Annotated in this window: 21 protein-coding genes; 12 read left to right on the top strand and 9 right to left on the bottom strand. The window is 46.9% G+C overall.

What is annotated here, in order from left to right:
* The first annotated feature begins 134 nt into the window (after positions 1 to 134).
* Positions 135 to 629, top strand: coding sequence for a ubiquinone anaerobic biosynthesis accessory factor UbiT (gene ubiT, locus AC4IFB_RS10695; RefSeq protein WP_490778484.1), 495 nt, complete (start codon positions 135 to 137; stop codon positions 627 to 629).
* A 7-nt stretch (positions 630 to 636) separates the two neighbouring features.
* Here the strand turns inward: ubiT and murI are convergent, their stop codons facing one another.
* From murI to AC4IFB_RS10740, 9 genes are all read right to left on the bottom strand, one after another.
* Positions 637 to 1,434 (bottom strand): glutamate racemase, encoded by a 798-nt coding sequence (gene murI / locus AC4IFB_RS10700; RefSeq protein ID WP_490778485.1) that lies wholly within the window; start codon positions 1,432 to 1,434, stop codon positions 637 to 639.
* On the bottom strand, positions 1,424 to 4,174 hold the full coding sequence (locus AC4IFB_RS10705; RefSeq protein ID WP_490778486.1) for a response regulator: 2,751 nt from the start codon (positions 4,172 to 4,174) through the stop codon (positions 1,424 to 1,426). The genes murI and AC4IFB_RS10705 overlap by 11 nt, the downstream gene beginning before the upstream one ends.
* A complete protein-coding gene (locus AC4IFB_RS10710; protein ID WP_490778487.1) occupies positions 4,161 to 5,126 on the bottom strand; it encodes an ABC transporter substrate-binding protein in 966 nt (321 codons plus the stop codon). The genes AC4IFB_RS10705 and AC4IFB_RS10710 overlap by 14 nt, the downstream gene beginning before the upstream one ends.
* 103 nt (positions 5,127 to 5,229) lie before the next feature.
* Complete coding sequence (locus AC4IFB_RS10715) at positions 5,230 to 7,431, bottom strand: TonB-dependent receptor plug domain-containing protein (RefSeq protein ID WP_490780163.1); 2,202 nt, start codon at positions 7,429 to 7,431, stop codon at positions 5,230 to 5,232.
* A 604-nt stretch (positions 7,432 to 8,035) separates the two neighbouring features.
* Positions 8,036 to 8,929 carry a U32 family peptidase gene (locus AC4IFB_RS10720; RefSeq protein WP_490778489.1) on the bottom strand — a complete coding sequence of 298 codons (894 nt, stop codon included), beginning with the start codon at positions 8,927 to 8,929 and terminating at the stop codon, positions 8,036 to 8,038.
* Positions 8,930 to 8,933: 4 nt separating this feature from the next.
* Complete coding sequence (gene ubiU, locus AC4IFB_RS10725; protein ID WP_490778490.1) at positions 8,934 to 9,929, bottom strand: ubiquinone anaerobic biosynthesis protein UbiU; 996 nt, start codon at positions 9,927 to 9,929, stop codon at positions 8,934 to 8,936.
* A gap of 23 nt (positions 9,930 to 9,952) precedes the next feature.
* Positions 9,953 to 10,870, bottom strand: a complete 918-nt coding sequence (mnmL, locus tag AC4IFB_RS10730; protein ID WP_490778491.1) for a tRNA modification radical SAM protein MnmL/YtqA — start codon at positions 10,868 to 10,870, stop codon at positions 9,953 to 9,955.
* A gap of 5 nt (positions 10,871 to 10,875) precedes the next feature.
* Positions 10,876 to 11,475 carry a TatD family nuclease-associated radical SAM protein gene (locus AC4IFB_RS10735; RefSeq protein WP_490778492.1) on the bottom strand — a complete coding sequence of 200 codons (600 nt, stop codon included), beginning with the start codon at positions 11,473 to 11,475 and terminating at the stop codon, positions 10,876 to 10,878.
* A 126-nt stretch (positions 11,476 to 11,601) separates the two neighbouring features.
* Entirely contained in the window at positions 11,602 to 13,029 is a 1,428-nt protein-coding gene (locus AC4IFB_RS10740) for an HDOD domain-containing protein (RefSeq protein WP_490780164.1), read from the bottom strand.
* 327 nt (positions 13,030 to 13,356) lie between these two features.
* Between AC4IFB_RS10740 and AC4IFB_RS10745 the strand changes: the two genes are divergently transcribed.
* The 11 genes from AC4IFB_RS10745 (at position 13,357) to ybgF (ending at position 21,723) form a co-directional block, all read left to right on the top strand.
* Positions 13,357 to 14,103: a YebC/PmpR family DNA-binding transcriptional regulator gene (locus tag AC4IFB_RS10745; RefSeq protein WP_490778494.1), complete on the top strand. Its 747-nt coding sequence runs from the start codon at positions 13,357 to 13,359 to the stop codon at positions 14,101 to 14,103.
* Complete coding sequence (gene ruvC / locus AC4IFB_RS10750) at positions 14,104 to 14,616, top strand: crossover junction endodeoxyribonuclease RuvC (protein WP_490778495.1); 513 nt, start codon at positions 14,104 to 14,106, stop codon at positions 14,614 to 14,616.
* Complete coding sequence (gene ruvA, locus AC4IFB_RS10755) at positions 14,616 to 15,224, top strand: Holliday junction branch migration protein RuvA (RefSeq protein WP_490778496.1); 609 nt, start codon at positions 14,616 to 14,618, stop codon at positions 15,222 to 15,224. The genes ruvC and ruvA overlap by 1 nt, the downstream gene beginning before the upstream one ends.
* A gap of 15 nt (positions 15,225 to 15,239) precedes the next feature.
* Positions 15,240 to 16,283 (top strand): Holliday junction branch migration DNA helicase RuvB, encoded by a 1,044-nt coding sequence (ruvB, locus tag AC4IFB_RS10760; protein ID WP_490778497.1) that lies wholly within the window; start codon positions 15,240 to 15,242, stop codon positions 16,281 to 16,283.
* A 332-nt stretch (positions 16,284 to 16,615) separates the two neighbouring features.
* Positions 16,616 to 17,038 (top strand): tol-pal system-associated acyl-CoA thioesterase, encoded by a 423-nt coding sequence (ybgC, locus tag AC4IFB_RS10765; RefSeq protein WP_490778498.1) that lies wholly within the window; start codon positions 16,616 to 16,618, stop codon positions 17,036 to 17,038.
* A complete protein-coding gene (tolQ, locus tag AC4IFB_RS10770; protein ID WP_490778499.1) occupies positions 17,028 to 17,702 on the top strand; it encodes a protein TolQ in 675 nt (224 codons plus the stop codon). The genes ybgC and tolQ overlap by 11 nt, the downstream gene beginning before the upstream one ends.
* 16 nt (positions 17,703 to 17,718) lie before the next feature.
* Positions 17,719 to 18,144 carry a protein TolR gene (gene tolR / locus AC4IFB_RS10775; protein ID WP_490778500.1) on the top strand — a complete coding sequence of 142 codons (426 nt, stop codon included), beginning with the start codon at positions 17,719 to 17,721 and terminating at the stop codon, positions 18,142 to 18,144.
* A gap of 2 nt (positions 18,145 to 18,146) precedes the next feature.
* Complete coding sequence (tolA, locus tag AC4IFB_RS10780) at positions 18,147 to 19,016, top strand: cell envelope integrity protein TolA (RefSeq protein WP_490778501.1); 870 nt, start codon at positions 18,147 to 18,149, stop codon at positions 19,014 to 19,016.
* A gap of 12 nt (positions 19,017 to 19,028) precedes the next feature.
* Positions 19,029 to 20,321, top strand: a complete 1,293-nt coding sequence (gene tolB / locus AC4IFB_RS10785; RefSeq protein ID WP_490778502.1) for a Tol-Pal system beta propeller repeat protein TolB — start codon at positions 19,029 to 19,031, stop codon at positions 20,319 to 20,321.
* A 26-nt stretch (positions 20,322 to 20,347) separates the two neighbouring features.
* Positions 20,348 to 20,890, top strand: coding sequence for a peptidoglycan-associated lipoprotein Pal (pal, locus tag AC4IFB_RS10790; RefSeq protein ID WP_490778503.1), 543 nt, complete (start codon positions 20,348 to 20,350; stop codon positions 20,888 to 20,890).
* A gap of 65 nt (positions 20,891 to 20,955) precedes the next feature.
* Entirely contained in the window at positions 20,956 to 21,723 is a 768-nt protein-coding gene (gene ybgF, locus AC4IFB_RS10795; RefSeq protein ID WP_490780165.1) for a tol-pal system protein YbgF, read from the top strand.
* Positions 21,724 to 21,870: the final 147 nt, after the last annotated feature.

Below are 21,870 nucleotides of genomic sequence, written 5' to 3' on the forward strand. Positions count from 1 at the left end.
TTTTCGCACATTCGAATGACTGCTGGTATGATACTGCTGTTAGCCTGATTTTTGCTAGGGCCGATTCGAGTAACATGTAACACCACACTGGCACTAAGTGTGGAACTGCCTTGTCGAGGCATTCGTAATATCCAATGATGAGGCTCTTCGCCATGTATGCTGTATCCAAACGCCCCCTGATGCCCAAACCATTCGTCCTGCCTCTTAGAATTTTGCCAGGCAAGGCTCATGGCTTGATATTGAGTGCGCTGCTGAACCGGGTATTCCGTTCTCAGATTTTAGATGGCGAACTCGATTTCCTTGAAGGGCGGGTGGTGCATATCAAAGTGAGTGATGCTGGTCTTGAATATGCTTTAACTCTGAGTCGAGGTAAAATTTCCGAGGCAAGTGGCAAGGCGTCTGATTTGACCATTGTCGGCTCAGTCTACGACTATCTGCTGTTGATCACAGGACGGGAAGATCCGGATACGCTATTTTTTCAGAGACATTTAATCATGGATGGCGATACAGGATTAGGGGTTCATCTTAAAAATATGCTGGCTGCAGTGGATCCAGAGGAGCTGCCAATACCCAAGGAGTTTCGGGCTGTTGTAGAGAAGGGATTGCAGTTTTATGAACGAGTGCTCTGACAAAACCTTAGATTTTCGGCAGAGACTGGACAAAGGCAGGCTTGCATAGTAAGCGTTCAATCATTGTCTGAGTCTCTTGAGGTGGTGCGCTGCACCAGTAATCCTCAGTTCCTGGTGAAGTCGTCTGAGAGAGAAGATCCAGATCAACCAGTCTTCGGTAGAGTTGCTTGGCAACCGCCTCTCCTGTATCGATTATAGAAATTTCGGATCCTGCGATATTTTCAATGGCTTTTCTCAGAAAAGGGTAGTGAGTACAACCTAAAACGAGTGTGTCGACGCCACTCTCAAGTATAGGTTGCAGTCCCTGTGCGACCAGTTTGTGAGTAATCTGGTGATCATGGCCATTAAGTTCGATAGCCTCAACCCAACCCTGACAAGGGCAAATAACTATATTCGAGCCATTAGCATGTTGTTGTAACAAAGTTTGAAACTTATGACTAGACAACGTGCCTTGAGTTGCCAGAACACCAATCATGCCACTCTGACTTTGCTCAATTGCCGGTTTTACACCAGGTTCCATGCCAATAATTGGTATCGGGAAGTTCTCTCGCAGATATTTGACCGCAGCTGCAGTTGCGGTATTGCATGCGATAACAATTGCTTTTACATTTTGCTCTACTAAAAATTGCGTGATATACCGGCTTCGCTGGAGGATGAAATCGTTATCTTTATTGCCATAGGGTAGATGTGCCCTGTCAGAGACATATTTGAGATCTTCATGAGGTAGTAGTGCTCGGATATGCTTGAGTACCGAGAGGCCGCCTATACCAGAGTCAAAAATCCCAATTGGTGCGTCAGACAACATTACCAACCTCATGCTTTAGCAATTTTTCGATTTCCTGCTCAAGGTGCACGAAGTATTCCAGTATTTGCTTTTCATTCTCAGATTTACAGATTTTTTCGAATTTTTTGATTGCATAATCCAAGGCAGGTACACCACAGGATGATGTTGATCCATGGATTTTGTGTACGATCTCTTTGAGATTAAACCAGTCTGATTGATCAATATAGTTCTTAATTGACATTAATTGTTGTGGTAACTCCAGGCATAGCTGATGAAACATCTCATCAGCCAGTCGTTGATCTCCTCCTGTAATGGCTAACAGTTTTTTCATATCTCTGACTGGTAGCGATTCGGCTAAGATCAGTGTGTCTGCCGTTTGTTCTGTTTGTTGGTAACTGTTCTCGGGAAAATAGTGGCCACTAAAGATACTATTTATAACAGACCACATTTGTGGTTCGTCTATAGGTTTCAATAAATAACCGTCCATACCAGACTCAGTAATCTGATTTCTTGTGGCTGGAACGACATCGGCAGTTAAAGCAATGATTGGTGTATGTGCTGTTTCACCCTCATGTCTGCGAATGATTTCAGCTGCCTCGGTTCCTTTCATTTTAGGCATATGGATATCCATCATAATCAGATCGTATCGATGGTTTTGAGTCATAGATATTGCACTCAGTCCATCATTAGCTTCGGTTACAATGGCGCCCTTACTTCTCATTAAAGTACTGACGAGTTTGAGATTGATGTCATTATCATCAACAACCAGAATGTTGTAGTTATCCAGGCTTGGCTGGGTGTTGTCAGAAATACTTTTACTTGGAAACTCAGGTAGTTTTAATTTAGTGGCAAAAATAGTCCTCAAACTACTTTCCAGTTTGACAGTACTGAATGGTTTTGAAAGATATATGTCATCACTCAAGGATTGAATTTGCTCAAACACAGTTCTTTCTGAAGCGCTGACGAAAGTTAAGAGAGGTAGTGTGCAGTCTGATTTCAGACGCTTTATTTCAAACTCTGCAACACCTGAGATGATCTCATCATGAGTGAAACCAAGTACTATTAAGTGAATGTCCTGTGTGTAATTAACAGGAAACTGACCATCGACAACCTCTATTCCATAAGACTCAAATGTGTGCTTAATAGCGAGATAGGAGAGTCTATGGCTATCGACAAGAATTACTCGTTTGTCTTGGTAACGTAGTTGGTCGTCATCAGAATTAATAGCTACTGATTTAACGAGTGGTATAGAGACAATAAAATTAGCACCTTTTCCAAGGCTGCTGAAAAGCTCTATATCACCATTCATGGACTGAGCTAATTTTTTACAGATACTTAATCCTAATCCAGTGCCACCATACATACGACTGGTAGATGAGTCAGCTTGTTGAAATGATTCGAAAAGCATATTTTGTGCTTTTGTTTCAATGCCAATGCCAGTGTCAGTGACGGAAAACTTTAAAACACAACGGGTCTTGGTTTCTGTGTCAATCATGACTCGAATGACAACCTCACCGTGGTGAGTGAATTTAATGGCATTGCTGATCAAGTTAACCAGAATTTGTCTTATTCTTGGTTCGTCACCGATTAATGTTCTGGGGACATCTGAATAGACCAGTAATACCAGTTCCAATCCTTTGTCATGAGCGGAAGGAGAGAGGAGTACAGTGGGGTCTTCGAAACACTCTCTTACGTTGAAAGGGGCAGTCTCAGGTTCAAGCTTACCGTATTCAAGTTTTGAGTAATCAAGTATTTCGTTAATGATATCCAGCAGGTTGATGGCGGATTTGGAAATTGTACTTACCAAGTCACTTTGTTGTTGTGACAGGTCAGTTTTTAACAGTAGATTGGTAAAGCCCAGCACGCCATTCATTGGTGTACGAATCTCGTGACTCATATTAGCAAGAAATTCTGACTTGGCTTTGCTGGCTGAGAGCGCTCTTTTCTTAGCCAGATCCAGTTCTACATTCTGTATTTCGATTGCCTCCATGGTTTCTGTAAGCTCAGAAGTGGCCTGATCAATCTGTTGTTGCATGACTTCATGAGATTGGAGAATGCGATTAGTCATCGCATTGAAACCCTCTTCCAGGTTGCGTATTTCCCCCTTTGATATTTCTGGTACACGAACAGATAAGTCACCATCTCGCATGCGAGATACAGCTTGGGTTAATCTCGTAATTGGGTTGATTACAGAGCGGCTCAATGCCAATGAGAAAAAGGCGGTAACAATCAATCCAAGGACCAATAATATTATGGTGTTTCTGATAATGCTGGTTTTGTTGTGATTTAGTCTGGTTTTACTCAGCGTCAGAATTACATTACCCATACTCTCGCTGCCGCCATTTTCGCTGTCCAGAATCTGATCAGGGTAATCAGTGATTTGTATGTTCTCGACAACGTAAATCGCAGGGGCACTGAATTGGGCTAAATTATTACTGCTTTCATTATCATCCTTAATCATGTGTGACAACAGAGAACCAGTGGCATCAAATACCTTGATACTGTGAACATCATCTTGTAAAAAAACTGGCCGAAGGCTCATTTCCAGAATCGTCTTGTCGCGGGTGAAAATACCATAAACACTGATAGCAGCTGACTGGTTTGCGATTGATACGCCACGATCATTGAATAGCTTAGTTAACTGTTCAAGCTGAGTGGTGATCAGGTAGATGGTCAACATCAGGGCAAGAATGAATGCAGGTAATAACCCGATCATCAAAGCCTGGAATTTTAATGATCTCAGTTTATTAAGAATCATCATGGATATAGTCCATCATCTGTTCCTTTAATTTGGATTCCGATTTGATCGGAAATCCAAGAGAGCGAGCGACATCTGTATTAAAAAGAACAGAAAAGTATCTGCTCATCTGTTCCTCTGCATCTAGCGGTTCATCTGAAAAATAGGTAACAATACCGTCCCTGACCTGGTGTGCAATATTCTCCGGAGATGAGTAGACAGCTGCTAATGCACCTGCTTTAACATAGGCAGAAGAGAATCCAATCAATGGAATTCTTTTTCTATAATTGGATAACAATATATTAGATACAGTTGCTTTGTTGTGTATATTGGTATCTGGAGTAGCGAGAAAAATATCGATTTTGACTAATAGGTTATTGAGTGCAGTGCCAATAAATTCGCTTGATTCAATAGGTTCAAAATAAAGTGTTAAATCAAGATCATTTGCTGCGCTGGTTAATGTGCTTACGGTGCTCTTGTCATTGATATCCACCAGGATGCCAATATTCTTAAATCGGCTGGAAAGAGCTTTTATCAAGGCGAGGCTATGAGCGAGTGGCTGGTCAAGGTATAAAAATGATTGTTGCGACCCGCTTTGAGTGATCTCTTTAATCAGTGGATTGTTTTTCGGTATCAAAGCAGAAATAATATCCGCATCTGTTATGTTGTTGCGTGCAAATATCGCAGCATGTATCCCGAGAGTAACTATTAATTGATAGTTGTTATGCGATTCGATGTCATATGATGAGACTTGCACGATGTCATAGTTGCTGCTTTGGCAGCTTAGTTTGTGATTTCGGCAATATTTTATGGTTGAATTGGTGATCGTTGTGGCAACATCAAGATAGACATCCTTATTGTCACTGAGAAGAACTAATATATTGGTATTCTTTTCCTGAGCTGCTGCCAAACCAGGAACAATCAGACCCAAGTAGAAAATAAACACCATAAACCTGACGCACTGCGCAGGTTTCATTGAGAACACTATTATTTTAAGTATATTAAAGACACACTGACCCACCTCGTGGCATGAGAGGTTGCATACTCCCTGTGTATCTCTGTTGCTCATAACTTAGTTGTCAATAGTTCAATTTGGCCTGCAAATAGGCCCGTCTTTCCCATATATTCTGTTCATTGATAGCATCCCCATTATAGAAATCGTAATTTTCTTCGTGGATATTTTGCAGAATCAATGCAATATTAAGTTTTGCTTTATCGAGCACTATTTTTTTATTGAATTTCACATCAAGGCGGCTGAAGTTTGGAACAGCATCACCTTCTCCTGGCCACTCCATCTCATCAGTGAAGTAGTAGCCTGCGCTGATACTAACACCATCATCAAATGTATGGCTTGCCAGCAGGCTGAAAGTTCTCTGAGGTATTTTCTCATCAGCATTCTCGCGATAACTGTAGACACCATCTTTTAAACGTTTTATTTCATTACCACTGACATTTAGATAACTGAAACCAAAAAATACCATATCTCTTTTTGTAGGTCTGAAATCGAGTTCGAATTCCAAGCCATTGATTTCAACCTCTCCGAAGTTGGTATAGGTAAATGCGCCTCGCTGATAAAATCGGTTGAATTGATAGAGTATTTCCCGGTCAATAGGGTCTGTTACGCCTCGGTCAGGGTCACGAATATCTAAATTACCATACTGGTCAATTATCTCTTCATACTCTTCGTGAAAAAGACATATATCAAAATTAAGTGCGTAATCGGATAAGTGGCTGAAAAAGCCAGCTTCGATGCGATCAATTCGCTGAGGTTCCAGCTCTTCTGTGCTCACTACCCAGGTATTTAATGGGTCATCCTGAGAGTCGAGATAGATAGACAGGTTAACATTGTCTTCATAGATGGTTGGCATCCTGTATGCTCTTGAGCCACTTATTCGTATGGTGTTTTCCTCTGTTAAGTGATAATTAATGCCGAGGCGTGGTGAGTACACCTCTTTCTTTCCTTCAAATTTTTCCAGCATCGTGCCTGCATTTACCACAACACTCTCTGTTGCATACCACTCACTGTTTATAAAGAGTCTATATAAATCTCTTGAAATGGCCTTATCTTTCTGGAATAACCAAGGACTCTCTCCACGATCATGACGCGCTCCGACACCCCAGGCGACTCTAAGATCATCTATCGGTTCCAGTGTATTTTCAATTTCCAGATCATAACGATGTGATTTAAGGCCGAGCCAGGAAAAGACAAACGGTGAGTCTGTCATATTAAGGGCTTGAAGTAGTGACTCAAAGTCATACATACCACCGGATATCAACCCTGCAAAGATATCTGGTCTGATGGCCTCGTCATACTCCTGCAGATCTTCATTGGCTATGATCTGTTGAGATATTGATGGGGACTGATAAGTGTCATCGACTTCGTAGTAGTTATGATAAAACTGTATATTGATCTGATTGTCTGGTGTGAGGAGGTGGTTCCACTCTATGGATTGGTAGTTGTAGCTGGTTTCCAGCTCACGATCTTCCTGTAATAGATTTGGATGGCCTTCGTCTGAGTTGCTGCCTACTATCCCGAGTTCGGTACTAATGGTACTGCTCTGGTTGAGGTGATAGTCACTGTCAAATTTTAACCATTTGGTTCGGCTGGCATCATCGCGATTGTCAAAGCCTTGATCTTCTTCGTAACTGGCAGACACGCGATAGTCAAAATCTCCTGATGTGGCTGCGTGGGCTGCCTCAATATAACGAGTTTGGCCATAGCCCATAGTAGTGGAGATGGTCGTGCCCAGAAGGTCTTTAGGGCGGTCTGTGACTATATTGATAACCCCTGCATATGAGTTCGACCCATAGGCAGCGGCATTTGGTCCACGTATCACTTCGATGCGTAATATCTCATCAAGACTGAGTGGAATTTCAGACCAGGGAATACCGCCGTAGACAGGATCATAGATCGAACGCCCATCGATCAGAACCTGCATGTCTCTCGCATATTCATCCGCGTGCCCATGGTAGCTGACTGTTGCTCGTGAGCCTGCGTAAAAACCAATGGTAAATCCAGGCACCAACCTGAGTAGATCGGGTATATTCAGTGCTGCGCTGGCCTCGATCATTTGTCTGTCTATAACCGTCATCGCAGTCGGTGTGTCAGCCTGTGACTGACTTAGCCTGGATGCGGAGAGGACAACTGGAAGTTCATCGTAAAAATAGCTTTCAGAGAAGTCATTGAGATGATTGTCTGCACACAGATTCGATGATGAAAAAAACGCTATTGAGACAAATAGCGAAGTGATGATATTGACTAGATACTCTCGGTTGTACATGCGAAAACCTTATGTGAGAAAAAGAGCTATTTCATCCGTGATTGGTTTCGGGGCTATGGATGTTCCATAGTATAGATTGTCATAAACCCATAACTATATAAATCTTTTAGTTATCAAGCCATTGAAAAAGGAGGCCTCTGATAATAGCTGGCAAAGCAATTACACTTGAATGTGAAATGACGTAGCTGCTGATCCACTCTGTTAAGAGGGCAGGCTGCAGAGGAGGATTTTACAATGGATGATCGATAATTGGGCAGAATCTAAATACTACTTCTTGGGAGCGAAGACGACAGATCCAGTATGAACTAGTGTGGTGTAACGTATAAACTGTACCAATCAGAGATCCGTCAATGTCTCAAAACCAGGCGCAGCGCGCAGGTAATGGCAGCGTCCTTGTCAAGCGTTGCAACCCAGGATTTAGGCATTGACGGGCCTCCCTACGGGCGAGACGCTAAGCCGTCATCTGCATTGCTTCCCAAGGGCACTTCCTTCAGGGCGTTGAGTGGCTTGGAATGGGCGCACCATTCCAAGCCGCGCGCCTAGCAGCTAACGGCTTAGCGTCTCGCTGATTGGTACAGTCTATACGTTACACCACACTAGCACTTCAGTGGCTGCTGGCTGATAAGCCAATGTCTTCATGCCAGTAGCCATCACAGCTGCCCTGTGGGATGTATTTGCTCAGATCGCCTGGCTGATTGCCGGACAGGGCTTGACGGTATGCATTTACGATCTTCCCGGTGAATTGGGATTGGGGGCTGATTCTTATGACATCAACCTGCAGCTTTTTCAACTCTTCCAGTTCAGGGAGTAAATTGCAGCTTTTGGCTGATACAGTTTGAATGCCGTTCAAAGCCAGAAACGATTCCCCATCCTGAGTTGAGAGAAGCCTGCCATCCGGATAGTCGATACACTTATACTGGCAATCATCCTTTGGGAGATTGTGAGATCGAGCCGTAAAGCAGCGTGCTGAAAGGGTAAGCGGCATCCTGCCATAGCAAAAAACTTCTGTTTCCACGCCATCTGGACGTTGCTGTTGCATGAGCTCCAGGGTGGATTTACCCAGTTCCAGTGGCATCACCCAGCGACTTAACCCTTTACTCGTAAGTAGTTTCAGGGTTTCCGGGTTATAGATATTGATACTCGGTCCAGTAACGAAGGGGAGTTGCAGGTTGCTTAAGATCTGGATGGCGCCAACATCATTCGCTTCGACCAGAAAGCGGCCATTTTCACAGATTCGCTTGAGGGTTTTAAGCTCAGATTCCGCTTCCAGTAGTGCCAATGTTGAGAGCACGATCTGCTTCTCTGTCTGATCGCTCAAGCGTGTAGCGATTTCGATCCAGTCATCGGTCTTGAGGCTGCGACGTTTGGAACAGACAGTTTCCCCAAGGTATATGATATCTACCGGCATCTCTGCGGCTTGTTCATAGAATTCGAAAAGGTCCTCTCTTGACCAGTAGTAGAGAATCGGGCCGAGAGATAGTTTGGGGTGAGAATTCATAGAGCTATTGCCATGGTCTGTAGTAAGGACCGAGTGTGGTGGAGGTGCCTTCAGAAACCTGGTCGAGCAGATTCTGCCATGCGGCTTTGGGTTGATATGCTTGTGGATCCTGTTGGCAGCTGTCTATGGCTTCGCGCCAGATTTTTGTAACCTGTCCGACATAGGCTGGTGACCGCTGCCTGCCTTCAATTTTTATGGCCTTCACTCCCGCGTCTTGAAGCTTTGGTAATAACTCAAGTGTATTCAAAGAGGTAGGTTCTTCTAAGGCGTAGTAGGTATGATCTCCTACTGCAAATCGGCCTTTGCATATAGTTGGGTAGCCTGCTTGTTCGCCACGGGCATAACGATCTGTCAGCAGGCCGTTGAGTCTCGACTCCAATCCCTGGCTTGTCTCACGGTAATCGACATATTGGGCAGGGGAGCAGGCGCCATGTGTATTGGGGGATTCGCCTGTGACATAAGAGGAGAGTATGCAGCGTCCCTCGACCATCACACAGAGACTGCCGAATCCGAAGATCTCGATCTCAACCTGGGTATTTTCGATGACCTGCTTTACCTGGCTGAGGGAGAGAACCCTCGGTAGTACCGCTCGCTTTATAGCAAAAGATTCTGCATAGAAGGCGAGGGCCTGGTGATTGGTACTTGATGCCTGTACCGAGAGATGGAGGTTGAGATCGGGGTAGTGTTCTGATGCATATCTGAGTATGCCGATATCAGCACAAATAAGTGCGTCAACCCCTAGTGATGCGGCACTGTCGACTGCCTGACACCACCTCTCCCAGCCTTCCGGTCTGGGGTAGGTATTTATCGCCATGAATACCCTTTTGCCTCGAGACTTCGCGTAGGTAATGCCATCCCGGGCGCGCTTTAAGTTGAAATTGAGGCCGGGGAAATGGCGTGCATTGGTATCATTTTGCAATCCAAAATAGATTGCATCAGCACCATTATCGACTGCTGATTTCAGTGAGGGTAGGTTGCCAGCAGGGCAGACTAGTTCCATAACGCTTCTCTTTGATCTCAGATTCAGGCGACACGCAGACAGTTTTCCTGACGGCGTTGTAGTTCACTAGCGATTCCGTTTAGTACACGCCATTTCCATGAGCACCATGCTGGTGCGAGTAGTATGGTCTCCGAAGCAGTACCTGTGAGCCGGTGCCACACAATATCTTCAGGTGCTTGCTCAACCAGATCCGCAGCGATCTGGATATACTCCTTCAAGGTCAAAGGTGTGTAATCACCGGCTCGCCAGGTATTGGCAAGCTGGGTTCCTTTGACGATATGCAGTGGGTGCAATTTTAGGCCATCGGTACCCAGTTCAGTAATTCTGCGCAGGCTCTCCCGGTTATGCAGGCCGGTTTCCCCAGGGAGGCCAGCTATCATGTGGGTACAAACCTTGATGCCTCGACCTCTTGTACGCTCTACAGCATCCGCATATTCAGCAAAACCATGTCCACGATTGACCCGTTCGAGGGTTTCATCAAACGCACTCTGCAGGCCCAATTCGAGCCATATTTCATATCCTTCAGATTGGTAGTGGCTGAGAAGATTCAGTACGTCATCAGGTACACAGTCCGGTCGAGTGCCGATAGAGAGGCCTATGACATCTTTCTCCTTCAACGCTTCGTCATAACGTTCCGCCAAGCGTTCGACTTTGTCGTAGGTATTTGTATAGGCTTGAAAATAAGCAAGGTATTTAACTGCGCCAGTACGTTTGCTGATCACCTCTCGGCCGGCACTGATTTGCTCATGGATCGGCTTGCTATCACGTCCGTTGGGACTGAACGATACATTGTTACAAAAGGTGCAGCCTCCGCGACCTTTGCTACCATCTCTGTTGGGGCAGGTGAAGGCTGTGTCTAAAGCTATTTTATGTACACGCTCGCCATATTTCTTGAGCAAATATTGCCCAAAAGTTGGAACATGATCGGCCAGAGTGGTCATCGGGCTTAACCCACGACATCGAGTTCGCGACGGCGGAATTTAACCTTTAACTGTCTGGCGATTCCTTCACAGGATTCAATATCGACACCTTCCAGGCCATCAATTGCTGTTGCTGTCACATCGGATATATAGTCAGGCGCCCGACTGAGAAAAGCCATCATCGCCTGGTAGGAGCCCGGCAGATTGGGTCGACAGTGCTGATCGTAAATCTCGCTATTCTGGGCATTCAGGGAAATCGATAGGGCGTCAACGCACTCAGCCAGCTCTGGTAACGTGTCGTGCTTGTGCACCAGATTGCATAAGCCATCTGTATTCACACGAACCCGACCACCATGCTTTTTAATGTGGCGGGCCACTTCCAGCAATACGTTGAGCCTGAGCGTAGGTTCACCATAACCGCAAAAGACAATTTCATCATACTTCGAAGGATCATCGATTGAGGCGATAACCTCTTCGGCTGTAGGGCGGTGATCCAGAGTTAGGTCATACCCTTTTACCGTCATATCCCCTAGTGTTTTTGGACAAAAGGCACATTCCAGCGTGCAGCGGTCGGTAATGCTGAGATAGAGGTTTTTTTCAATTTGATAGCTGATCTGCTGTGGCACGGTTTCCCCATGGGCATTGACTAGGAGAGGGTATCCTAGCGTTTGAAATGGTGGAAGCAATGACTTTGGTCAAAACATTTGATGAGTTCTAAAAGCGTGAATTATTCAGCGATAATAGTGATTCTTCTATGGTGTGCTCATAGTTTTCATTACCTTCTGACATATCGCCTTGAAATTCTCGAACTGTTGCCGTGTTACACCAGGGCCACTCAAGCCGTTGTCAGCATAAAATAACCCCACCGGCTTGTTGCGAATAAAGATCGACATCGAGATAAATCCACTCGTGTTGATCTGCTCTTTTGCCTCTGGAGGAATCATGGCCAGATATTTTTCAGCATTACCCTTGTTGAGAGATATTGCTTGAGGTTTGTTAAGTAATATTTTGAATAAGCTTGGGTTTTTAAAGTCTAGCGCGAAGTCTTTCAGGGAGAGTTGTTGTTCTGACTCGATGACAAGGCGTGACCTGAGCATCTTTCGGTCGGGACTGAGCATGGCAAACATTGTACGACTCAAACCCAGATCCTGATGCATCTGCTCAAGCGCACTACTGAGCATATCTTGTAGAGGATTACTCTTTTTTGGCGGCGGTGGATTAGCGGCCTTGGGGGGTACGGGGGTGGGTCTCTTCTCGCTGGCTACCTTTTTCGCTGGTGCCGCTTTAGCGGTCTCAGGCTGGGTTTTCTTGACCGGTTTCTCATCACCGCAGATGATGAAAAAGGCAGGCAGTGGCAGGGGTAGCGCCTGAAGAGTTCGAGCTGTCTCTGCTGCAAGTTTATGCAGTCTGGAGATGGCCTGTTCCTGGGGAATTTCAAGAAATTCAGCCAACAGCTCTAAATCCGCCACTGTTTTCTTACTACTCCAGCCCAGAGTGGTTTCCCGCGCCAGGGTAGAAGCCAGCATTACCGTGAGTGGTTTAGGTTGAAAGCTGTTGGCGCTGCCTTGTGCATTCCTGATTAAGTCAGGCAGTTGCCAGCGTTCACTTAATTTGATGTTGAGTGTTTCAAAGGTAAAGCCCAATTCAGCCTGAGCAACACTCTCTCTATCATCACCGGCCTCAATTTTTTTCTGAATCCTGATCATGGTGTCCGGTGCGTCAGACCAGATGGCCATTTCACCGATATCATGCAGCAGAGCACCTGTATAAAGTGTATCGCCATCAGATTGGTTTCGGAACTCTGACAGGCCTCGCGCATAACAGGCGGCATGGACAGCTCGGCTGTAACAGTCGATGAGTCCTCTTCTCGGTGGGCCTTTCAGCTTATCTTCCAGGCAGGGGAGGATTTTGCTGGCTTTTTCAATCAGTGCCATTCCCAGCATTGGAATAGCCAATGAAATTCTGGTGATTGCTTCCTTCGGCTGATTGGATGGATTACTCAACTGCTGCAGGACATACAAACTGAACCCCGGGTCACGGGAGATAACTTCAGCGAGCCGGGAGTGGTTGACGCTCGTTTTTTTATCGAGTAAATCCCTGACCTGGGTCAGGGTCCGCTGCATAACGGGAAGTGGTTCAGCGGAGATTTGTCGTACCCACTCTTCAACAGTCTGGGACATAGCCTACATATCTGGGGTTGCTAAGGTGAATCTTAAATCTATTGTAGATCGTTAAGGTCTTTATAAATAAAGCTGCCAATAAATTACAAATGTAACCTATCGCGGGTAGCTTTGCATGGATCATTGGATATCAAAATCAGATTCTGAATTACAGCATATTGCTGTATCAAGTCGGTCAGGCTGCTGTTGATCGATTTTATCGGCTCTCGGCTACATTATTTATCATTGTTAGATAGGGTTGAGGGGTATCTGGAAATTACTCTGTTTCTGAGAGAACAGGGGGATGTTAAACTGCCCGGTTTGAATCTTCGGTTTTGAGAGGTTTGTATGGCAGGACACAGTAAGTGGGCCAATATCAAGCATAAAAAAGCGGCCAACGATAAAAAGCGTGGCAAGATCTGGACGAAACTAATCCGGGAAATCACTGTGGCAGCTCGAATGGGTGGCGGCGACCCGAATGCAAATCCACGATTGCGCCTGGCTATGGATAAGGGACTTGGGGCGAATATGCCCAAAGATACCATTGAACGTGCAATCAAACGTGGTGCTGGCAGCACGGATGGTGAAAATTACGACGAAATCCGCTACGAGGGCTATGGTCCAGGCGGAACTGCGGTAATGGTGGATTGCATGACTGACAATCGTAACCGGACTGCCTCTGAGGTTCGTCACGCCTTCAGTAAATTGGGTGGTAATCTGGGCACAGATGGTTCAGTAGGCTATCTCTTTACAAAGCAGGGGATTATCAGTTTTGCCTCGGGATTGGATGAAGAGAGTGTCATGGATGCTGCTTTGGAGGCAGGTGCGGAAGATGTGACCGTTAACGATGATGGGACAATCGATGTTATCGCCTCGCCCGAGAGTTTTTCAGAGGTTAAGGATACCCTGATCGCAGCTGGCCTCCAGCCTGAAAATGATGAAGTTACCTATGTGGCTTCAACACGGGCTGAACTGGATGAGGGGGACGCTGATAAACTGTTACGTATGATCGATATGCTGGAAGATCTTGATGATGTTCAAGATGTCTACACCAATGCAGAGATTTCAGATGAAATCCTCGACGCAGTAGGCTGAATGCTAAGAATAATCGGCATTGACCCTGGGTCTCGGGCAACGGGATATGGATTAATTGAATCTGACGGCGTGAAATCAAAACATCTGGCTCATGGTGTGTTGCGCCTTGAGGGAGAAGCTTTGGCGCCCAGGCTGGGTCAGATATTTGCTGGCATTACTGCTGTAATCAATGAACATCAGCCTGAAGTCATGGCAATAGAACAGGTATTTGTATCCAAGAACCCCTCATCTGCGCTTAAACTGGGGCAGGCCAGAGGAGCGGCCATCTGTGCCGCAGTCAATCTTGGATTGCCAGTTGCAGAATATTCCCCCAGGGGGATCAAGCAGGCGATTGTCGGCACAGGTCGTGCTGAAAAGGAGCAGGTTCAGCATATGGTGCAGATGCTTTTAGGTTTGAAGAAAAGGCCTCAGGCTGATGCGGCTGATGCCCTTGCCGTAGCACTCAGCCATGCACATACCAGTAAGATAGCCTTTGTTCGAAGCAGCGCCCGTGGCGTAAGGGGTTTTCAGTAATGATAGGTCGCCTAAGAGGTGAAATCGCCAGCAAGCAGGCACCCTTTCTGCTGTTGGATGTGAATGGGGTTGGGTACGAGTTGGAGGCGCCACTCTCGACAATCTTCGCGCTTCCTGATGTTGGGCAAAAGGTTACCTTGCTGACCCATTTAATCATTCGTGATGATGCCCATGTCCTCTATGCATTTGTTAATGAAACTGAAAGAACTTTGTTTCGTAACTTATTGAAAGTTAATGGAGTTGGTGCAAAGATGGCCTTGACGATATTGTCTGGCATGAGCGCCGAGGCATTTGCCCAATGTGTAGAGTGTGAGGATGTGGCTTCACTGGTTAAACTCCCAGGTATCGGCAAAAAAACCGCCGAGCGACTGATTATTGAAATGCGCGATCGATTGGCGAAACTATCGGGATTCTCCAGCTCCAGTTCACCATCTTCATCGGCATCGATTATCCAACCTGCAAGCGCCAGTTCTGATGCGGTTGCAGCCCTGATTGCACTGGGTTACAAGCCGCTGGATGCGAACCGCATGGTAAAAGGGGTAGAACAGGAAGAGATGGATAGCGAAGCTTTAATTCGAGCCGCTCTGAAGGGAACGACCAACAAATGACAGGACAGATAATCTGTGAGTGAAGAACCCAGGTTGATCGATGGTGAAGCTGCCGGGGACGATGATCTCCTTGAACGGGCAATCAGACCAAAGCAACTATGCGACTATGTGGGTCAGGCTGCTGTACGCGAGCAGATGGAGATCTTTATTTCCGCAGCTCGTGGGCGAAGCGAGGCCCTCGATCATGTCCTGATCTTCGGTCCACCAGGATTGGGCAAAACCACTCTTGCTCATATCATCGCCAACGAAATGGCTGTCAATTTGCGCCAAACTTCGGGGCCGGTACTGGAAAAACCAGGTGATCTTGCAGCAATGTTGACCAACCTGGAGCCCCATGATGTGTTGTTTGTCGATGAGATACATCGCTTGAGTCCGGTAGTGGAAGAGGTGCTCTATCCCGGGATGGAGGACTTTCAGCTCGATATCATGATTGGTGAAGGACCTGCGGCCCGTTCAATTAAACTCGATCTGCCTCCATTTACTCTGGTTGGTGCAACGACTCGGGCTGGCCTGCTTACCTCTCCGCTCAGGGACAGGTTTGGCATCGTGCAACGCCTGGAATTCTATAATAGTGAGGATCTGGCGCGAATCGTTACCCGATCAGCCGGTATTCTAAATATCGGTATTGATGCTGAAGGCGCGAACGAGGTTGCTCGCCGTTCCCGCGGAACACCCAGAATAGCCAATCGCCTTCTGCGGCGGGTGCGTGATTATGCCCAGGTGAAAGGGGATGGTCATATATCAGCTGATCTGGCTGACAAGGCGCTTAAAATGCTCAAGGTGGATGGCAATGGCTTCGATAACATGGACAGACGTTTACTGCTGGCAGTTATCGAAAAGTTCGATGGTGGTCCGGTAGGTGTTGATAATCTGGCTGCTGCAATCGGAGAGGAGAAGGGAACGATTGAGGATGTACTTGAACCCTACCTGATACAACAAGGGTTTATGATGCGCACCCCACGAGGCAGGGTCGCGACCCAGGCAGCTTATCTGCATTTTGGTCTGACACCAGCTACTGGCAATACAAGGTCATCAGACGACGATCTGTTTCAATCCTGATGAAGGATAATTCAGGGAACTCAGGTAACATTGCACACTCATACAATCCGGAGAGCCAATAGATTGTATTCTGAGATGTTGTGACAGCCTAGGGCAAGCCATCAAAAGTACATCTAGTTTTGATAACCGGTCTTTAGGTGGATACACTGCGGTCTGTCTTTATTAATATCAATATGGTTTGAACTTAAATGGCACCTCTGGGAAACAGAGTGGCACTTCTTGAGATTGCCGCCAATGACTGGCGAGACAGGTTTTGATTCAGGGCAATCTTGAACCTCTTTGGAAGTGGCTAGGTTTTGGCTTCGGAGGGAGCTGAGTTGTGGAAATAGGACATGAATAGCAGTCAAAATAGTTTTACCTGGCCAGTCAGGGTTTATTACGAAGATACAGATGCGGGAGGTGTGGTCTACTACGCCAATTATCTGAAGTTCATGGAGCGGGCACGAACCGAATGGCTGCGGAGTAAGGGGTTTGAACAGGACCAGCTGGTTAAACAAGACGGGATCATCTTCGCAGTTCGCCATGTGGATGTAGGATACCATCACCCGGCTCGTTTCAATGATGCACTGGAAGTCTCTGCCAGAGTCTTAAAAAAGGGTCGGGCCAGTCTCACCTTTCATCAGGAGGTAATTCGTTCTTTGGATACTCAGACACTCTGCGAAGGAGAGATCAGGATTGCATGTGTGGATATGAAAACCATGCGTCCAACATCTATCCCTGAACACATAATGCTGGAGATTGCGGATGTCGACTGACCTCTCCATTACTCACCTGATTCTGAATGCCAGCCCGGTAGTGCAGTTTGTGATTGCATTGTTGGTTTTTGCCTCAGTTAGCTCCTGGAGCATGATCTTCGATCGAATGCGTATCCTCAAGCGAGCTGCGAGAGATGCTGATGAATTTGAGAGCCGCTTCTGGTCTGGAGGAGATCTTGCGGAACTCTATCGTCAGATTGAGCGAGAGACGGATGATGAGTCAGGTATGGCTGCCATGTTTCGTGCAGGATTCCGTGAATTTGCCCGTTTGCGAACCAAAGGCCACAAGGATCCTATGGCCATGGTACAAGGTGCGCAACGCTCAATGAGGGTCTCTCTGAACAGGGAAGTGGATCGCCTTGAACATCATCTCTCTACCCTGGCTACTGTAGGTTCTACCAGTCCCTATGTGGGACTCTTTGGTACTGTCTGGGGCATCATGAACTCATTCACCGCCCTGGGAAATGTAAAACAGGCCACTCTGGCTTTGGTCGCACCTGGCATTGCAGAAGCATTGATCGCCACCGCTATCGGTCTGTTCGCAGCCATTCCAGCGGTTATTGCATATAACCGTTTCTCAAATGATGTGGAGCGTCTGAATAATAGATATGATGATTTTGTAGAAGAGTTTGCAACGATCCTGCAAAGACAGGCTGTCTCCTGAGTGAGTAATTGAGATCATGAGTCGCAGCAAGAATCGCCGTCGTCCGATGTCAGAGATAAACGTGGTGCCTTATATCGATGTTATGTTGGTGCTACTGGTGATTTTCATGATCACCGCACCACTCTTGACCCAGGGTGTTCAGGTGGAGTTGCCACAGGCAGATGCTGAGCCACTCTCGAGTGAAATGGATGAACCGTTAGTAGTCTCTGTCAACCAGGCGGGTGAGCTTTTTATCGATATCGGTGAGGATAAGAATCAACCCGTGGATGAGGATACCCTGGTCGATCGTGTTCGAGCGGTGCTCAAATACAAACCCAAAACACCAATTATGGTGCGTGGTGATAAGGGGGTACCCTATGGCCGTGTTGTTGAAGCAATGGTTCTGCTTCAGGCTGGTGGCGCACCGAGTGTTGGTTTGGTCACAGAATCACCGGAGTCATAGACGTGTTCAGCGTGATCAAACGCAATCCATTCTCTGTTTTTCTGGCAGTGCTCCTGCATATACTGATTCTGTTCTTTTTGCTATTTGGCGTGGATTGGGAGAAAAAGCCGAAACCGTTAGCAACCCAGGCCAATGTGGTTCAAGCACATACAGTTGATCTGGAAAAGATCAATCTAAACAAAGAGCAAGAGAAAAAGGCGGAACAGCAAAAGAGACTCAAGCAGGAGCAAGAGATCAAGCGCCGCAAGGCAGAAGAGAAGAAGAAAAAGCAGGCTCTGGAACAAAAACGAATCGCTCAAGAGAAGGCCACTAAACAAAAACGTGAGGCCGAAGCCAAACGTAAGGCTGTAGAGAAGCAGAAGGCTGAGGCCAAACGCAAGGCTGAAGCGAAACGTAAAGCGGAAGCAAAGCGAAAACAGGCAGAGGCTAAACGCAAAGCGGAAGCTACGCGGAAGGCTGAGGCTAAACGCAAGGCCGAGGCTGAGGCCAAGCGCAAGGCTGAAGCAAAACGCAAAGCTGATGCGGCAGCGGCTCAAGCCGAACGGGAAAGGGCTCTACAGGAACAGATTGCAGCGGAGCAGAATAGTCGGGAAATCGACCGTTATGGGGCCGTGATTAAGCAGCAGGTTGAGCGAAGCTGGCTTAAGCCAGGCCAGAATACCGAAGGGCTCTCTTGTGTAGTGCAGGTTCGCCTGATACCTGGTGGGGATGTTGTGCCAGGTGGTGTCAGTATCATTCGAAGCAGTGGTAATGCAGCATTCGATCGCTCAGTAGAAGCTGCGGTCTACAAAGCTGCTCCTTTGCCTGTGCCCAGTGGGGCCTTGTTTGAATCGTTCCGTTCATTAAGATTAAACTTTAAGCCAAATAAATAACCTATTGTTAATATGAAAAAAATATACTTGATCTTGCTGGCTTTTTTCGCGTTTCAATCGCTAGCTAAAGCCGAATTGACCATCGAAATAACCGAAGGCGTCGAAGGGGCTTTACCGATCGCTGTAGTACCCTTTGGTTGGCAGGGAAGAGGGCGGCCACCGGTGGATATTGCAGAAGTAATCAATGCAGATCTGCAGCGCAGTGGACGATTCAAGACCATCCCATTTGCAGATATGTTGTCCCGGCCAACCTCGGATAAAGAGGTCGAATTCAAGGACTGGCGGGCTCTGGATGTCGAGAATCTGGTGGTTGGACAGGTGCAATCAACCGGTGCAGGTGGTTACCAGGTACAGTTTCAACTGCTGGATGTATACCGGGGGCAGCAGCTTACCGGCTACAATATCCCTACCACCGCTTCCAATTTGCGCAGCACCGCGCATCGTATTGCAGATCTGATCTATGAAAATCTGTTGGGTGTACCTGGTGCTTTTTCAACACGGGTTGCCTATATAACCTCAACCAGGCAGGTAGATGGCGAAACAAAGATCGGATTGAATATTGCTGATGCTGATGGCTACAATTCCGAGCCTATCGTCACCTCAACAGAACCATTGATGTCGCCAGCCTGGTCACCAGATGGTATGAAAATCGCCTATGTCTCCTTTGAAGGTGGACAATCAGCTGTCTATGTTCAAGGGGTCTATACCGGAAAGCGAGAGAAGGTCACATCATATAAAGGCATAAATGGGGCGCCTTCCTGGTCACCAGACGGACGTAAGCTGGCTATGACCCTATCCAAAGGTGGTAACCCGGATATCTACGTCTTCGATTTGCGCAACCGCAAATTGCAGCAAATCACGCGCCACTATGCCATTGATACTGAACCGGCGTGGTCTCCGGATGGAAAGAGTCTTGTGTTTACCTCAGATCGAGGTGGCAGACCACAGATATATCAGGTATCGGCATTTGGCGGAAAAGCACAACGTGTTACTTTCCAGAACAGCTATAACGCTCGGGCCTCGTTTTCACCGGATGGTAAGTTATTAACCTTCGTTACCCAGGATGAGGGGAACTACCGGATTGCGGTACAGGATCTCGACTCTGGCGTAATGCAGGTACTCAGTCAGGGAAGACTGGATGAGTCACCCAGCTTTGCACCAAACGGCAGTATGATTATTTATGGCGCCAAGAAGGGACGTCGTGGCGTACTCGCAGCAGTTTCCGTTGATGGACGGGTGAGACAGAGTCTCGCTCTAAAGGAAGGGGATGTGCGCGAACCGGATTGGTCACCTTTTAAAAAATAATGCACGACTGAATTAGGAGAACTTCCATGAAAAAAGTGCTGTCATTATCTACCATCATTACACTTTCCTTGCTGTTGATGATCGGTTGTTCCTCCACGCCTACCAGTGATGAGGCTGCAGATGTATCTGAACAATCAACCGGTGCTGGGTCAGAGGGGGGCGCCAACGGTGAAGCTTCAACCTCTGCTGCCTCAGAGGGTGAGGAGTGGTATGGCGATCCACTAGAGAATCCAAACAGTCTTTTAGCGACCCGGGTGATCTATTTTGATTATGATCAGAGTCTTGTTCGTTCAGACTATATGGATGTGATCCAGGCTCATGCTGACTATCTGGCCGCCAATCCCCAGGCTGTGGTCAGATTGGAAGGTCATGCTGATGAGCGTGGCACACGGGAATACAATTTAGGACTGGGTGAAAACCGGGCCAATTCAGTACGCAGCCTGATGATGGCACAAGGTGTAGCGGACAATCAGATGGTTGTGGTCAGCTATGGTGAAGAGCGAGCCGCTGCGTTCGACAACACCGATGAAGCGATGGCGCTCAATCGACGTGTTGAATTGGTTTATTGATTGAGGAGAGAGTGATGAACTCATGCTTCAGATTGGGGGTTCTCAGCTTAGTGATAGGTTTGGGAATGAGCTCTTCTGCGCTGGCTGCGGATAATGGCCCGACTATGGAACAACGTCTGCAGCGTATTGAACGTACGCTTCAGAATCAGAGTTTGGCTGATCTGGTTTTACAGCTGCAGCAGCTGCAGCGGGAAGTTCAGCAATTGCGTGGTGATGTGGAATTACAAAAGCACACCATGGATGCGATGAGCAGGAGACAACGAGACCTCTATCTGGATATCGATCAGAGACTGTCGCGAGTTCAACCAAGCGGGGTTTCAACACCGCCTCCTGTCGCGGCACCAACGACGCCACCAGTTCAGTCACCTCCTGTCAGACAACCGGTGAATCGGTCAACAGCAGCTGCTGAGGCACCTGCAGCTGCACCGGTGACACCTCCGAATCCACAAAAGGAGGAGATGGTCTATCAGGAAGCGTTTAATCTGTTGAAACAGGGACGCTATCCTGAATCGATCACAGCGTTTACTGCTTTTCTAAAAGATTACTCTGGTGGAAGTTACGAAGATAACGCCCAGTACTGGCTGGCTGAGGCGAGCTATGTCAATCGGGATTTTGACACCGCTCTGGCGGAATTTTCCAAAGTACAGGAAAAATATAATCAGAGTCCCAAAGTCCCTGGCGCTATGTTGAAGATGGGATATATCTACTATGAGAAGCAGCAGTGGGATAAAGCGAAAACAATTCTTACTGAACTGCAACTTAACTATCCAGCCACAACTGAAGCCCGTCTTGCTCAAAAGCGGATTCAGCGTTTGAAGAAGGAAGGGCGTTAGGTTTTAGTAAAGGGTGCGTTAACCTGCACCCTTTGTTAACCTTTCTATCAAACCAAGCTACATTTACAGCTGACTTTCCTGGCTGTAGAAGAGCTGCGCAGTTGTTGTATTGCAGAGGCTTTAAAAATACTGCTCTCGTTTTACCAG

Source organism: Candidatus Thiodiazotropha sp. AKIB8 (assembly GCF_058244675.1).

Excerpts from the sequence above, each read along its gene's own strand:
- ubiT (WP_490778484.1), top strand. The coding sequence starts at position 135 with ATGATGAGGCTCTTCGCCATGTATGCTGTATCCAAACGCCCCCTGATG.
- murI (WP_490778485.1), bottom strand. The coding sequence starts at position 1,434 with ATGTTGTCTGACGCACCAATTGGGATTTTTGACTCTGGTATAGGCGGC.
- AC4IFB_RS10705 (WP_490778486.1), bottom strand. The coding sequence starts at position 4,174 with ATGATGATTCTTAATAAACTGAGATCATTAAAATTCCAGGCTTTGATG.
- AC4IFB_RS10710 (WP_490778487.1), bottom strand. The coding sequence starts at position 5,126 with ATGAAACCTGCGCAGTGCGTCAGGTTTATGGTGTTTATTTTCTACTTG.
- AC4IFB_RS10715 (WP_490780163.1), bottom strand. The coding sequence starts at position 7,431 with ATGTACAACCGAGAGTATCTAGTCAATATCATCACTTCGCTATTTGTC.
- AC4IFB_RS10720 (WP_490778489.1), bottom strand. The coding sequence starts at position 8,929 with ATGAATTCTCACCCCAAACTATCTCTCGGCCCGATTCTCTACTACTGG.
- ubiU (WP_490778490.1), bottom strand. The coding sequence starts at position 9,929 with ATGGAACTAGTCTGCCCTGCTGGCAACCTACCCTCACTGAAATCAGCA.
- mnmL (WP_490778491.1), bottom strand. The coding sequence starts at position 10,870 with ATGACCACTCTGGCCGATCATGTTCCAACTTTTGGGCAATATTTGCTC.
- AC4IFB_RS10740 (WP_490780164.1), bottom strand. The coding sequence starts at position 13,029 with ATGTCCCAGACTGTTGAAGAGTGGGTACGACAAATCTCCGCTGAACCA.
- AC4IFB_RS10745 (WP_490778494.1), top strand. The coding sequence starts at position 13,357 with ATGGCAGGACACAGTAAGTGGGCCAATATCAAGCATAAAAAAGCGGCC.
- ruvC (WP_490778495.1), top strand. The coding sequence starts at position 14,104 with ATGCTAAGAATAATCGGCATTGACCCTGGGTCTCGGGCAACGGGATAT.
- ruvA (WP_490778496.1), top strand. The coding sequence starts at position 14,616 with ATGATAGGTCGCCTAAGAGGTGAAATCGCCAGCAAGCAGGCACCCTTT.
- ybgC (WP_490778498.1), top strand. The coding sequence starts at position 16,616 with ATGAATAGCAGTCAAAATAGTTTTACCTGGCCAGTCAGGGTTTATTAC.
- tolQ (WP_490778499.1), top strand. The coding sequence starts at position 17,028 with ATGTCGACTGACCTCTCCATTACTCACCTGATTCTGAATGCCAGCCCG.
- tolR (WP_490778500.1), top strand. The coding sequence starts at position 17,719 with ATGAGTCGCAGCAAGAATCGCCGTCGTCCGATGTCAGAGATAAACGTG.
- tolB (WP_490778502.1), top strand. The coding sequence starts at position 19,029 with ATGAAAAAAATATACTTGATCTTGCTGGCTTTTTTCGCGTTTCAATCG.
- pal (WP_490778503.1), top strand. The coding sequence starts at position 20,348 with ATGAAAAAAGTGCTGTCATTATCTACCATCATTACACTTTCCTTGCTG.
- ybgF (WP_490780165.1), top strand. The coding sequence starts at position 20,956 with ATGAGCTCTTCTGCGCTGGCTGCGGATAATGGCCCGACTATGGAACAA.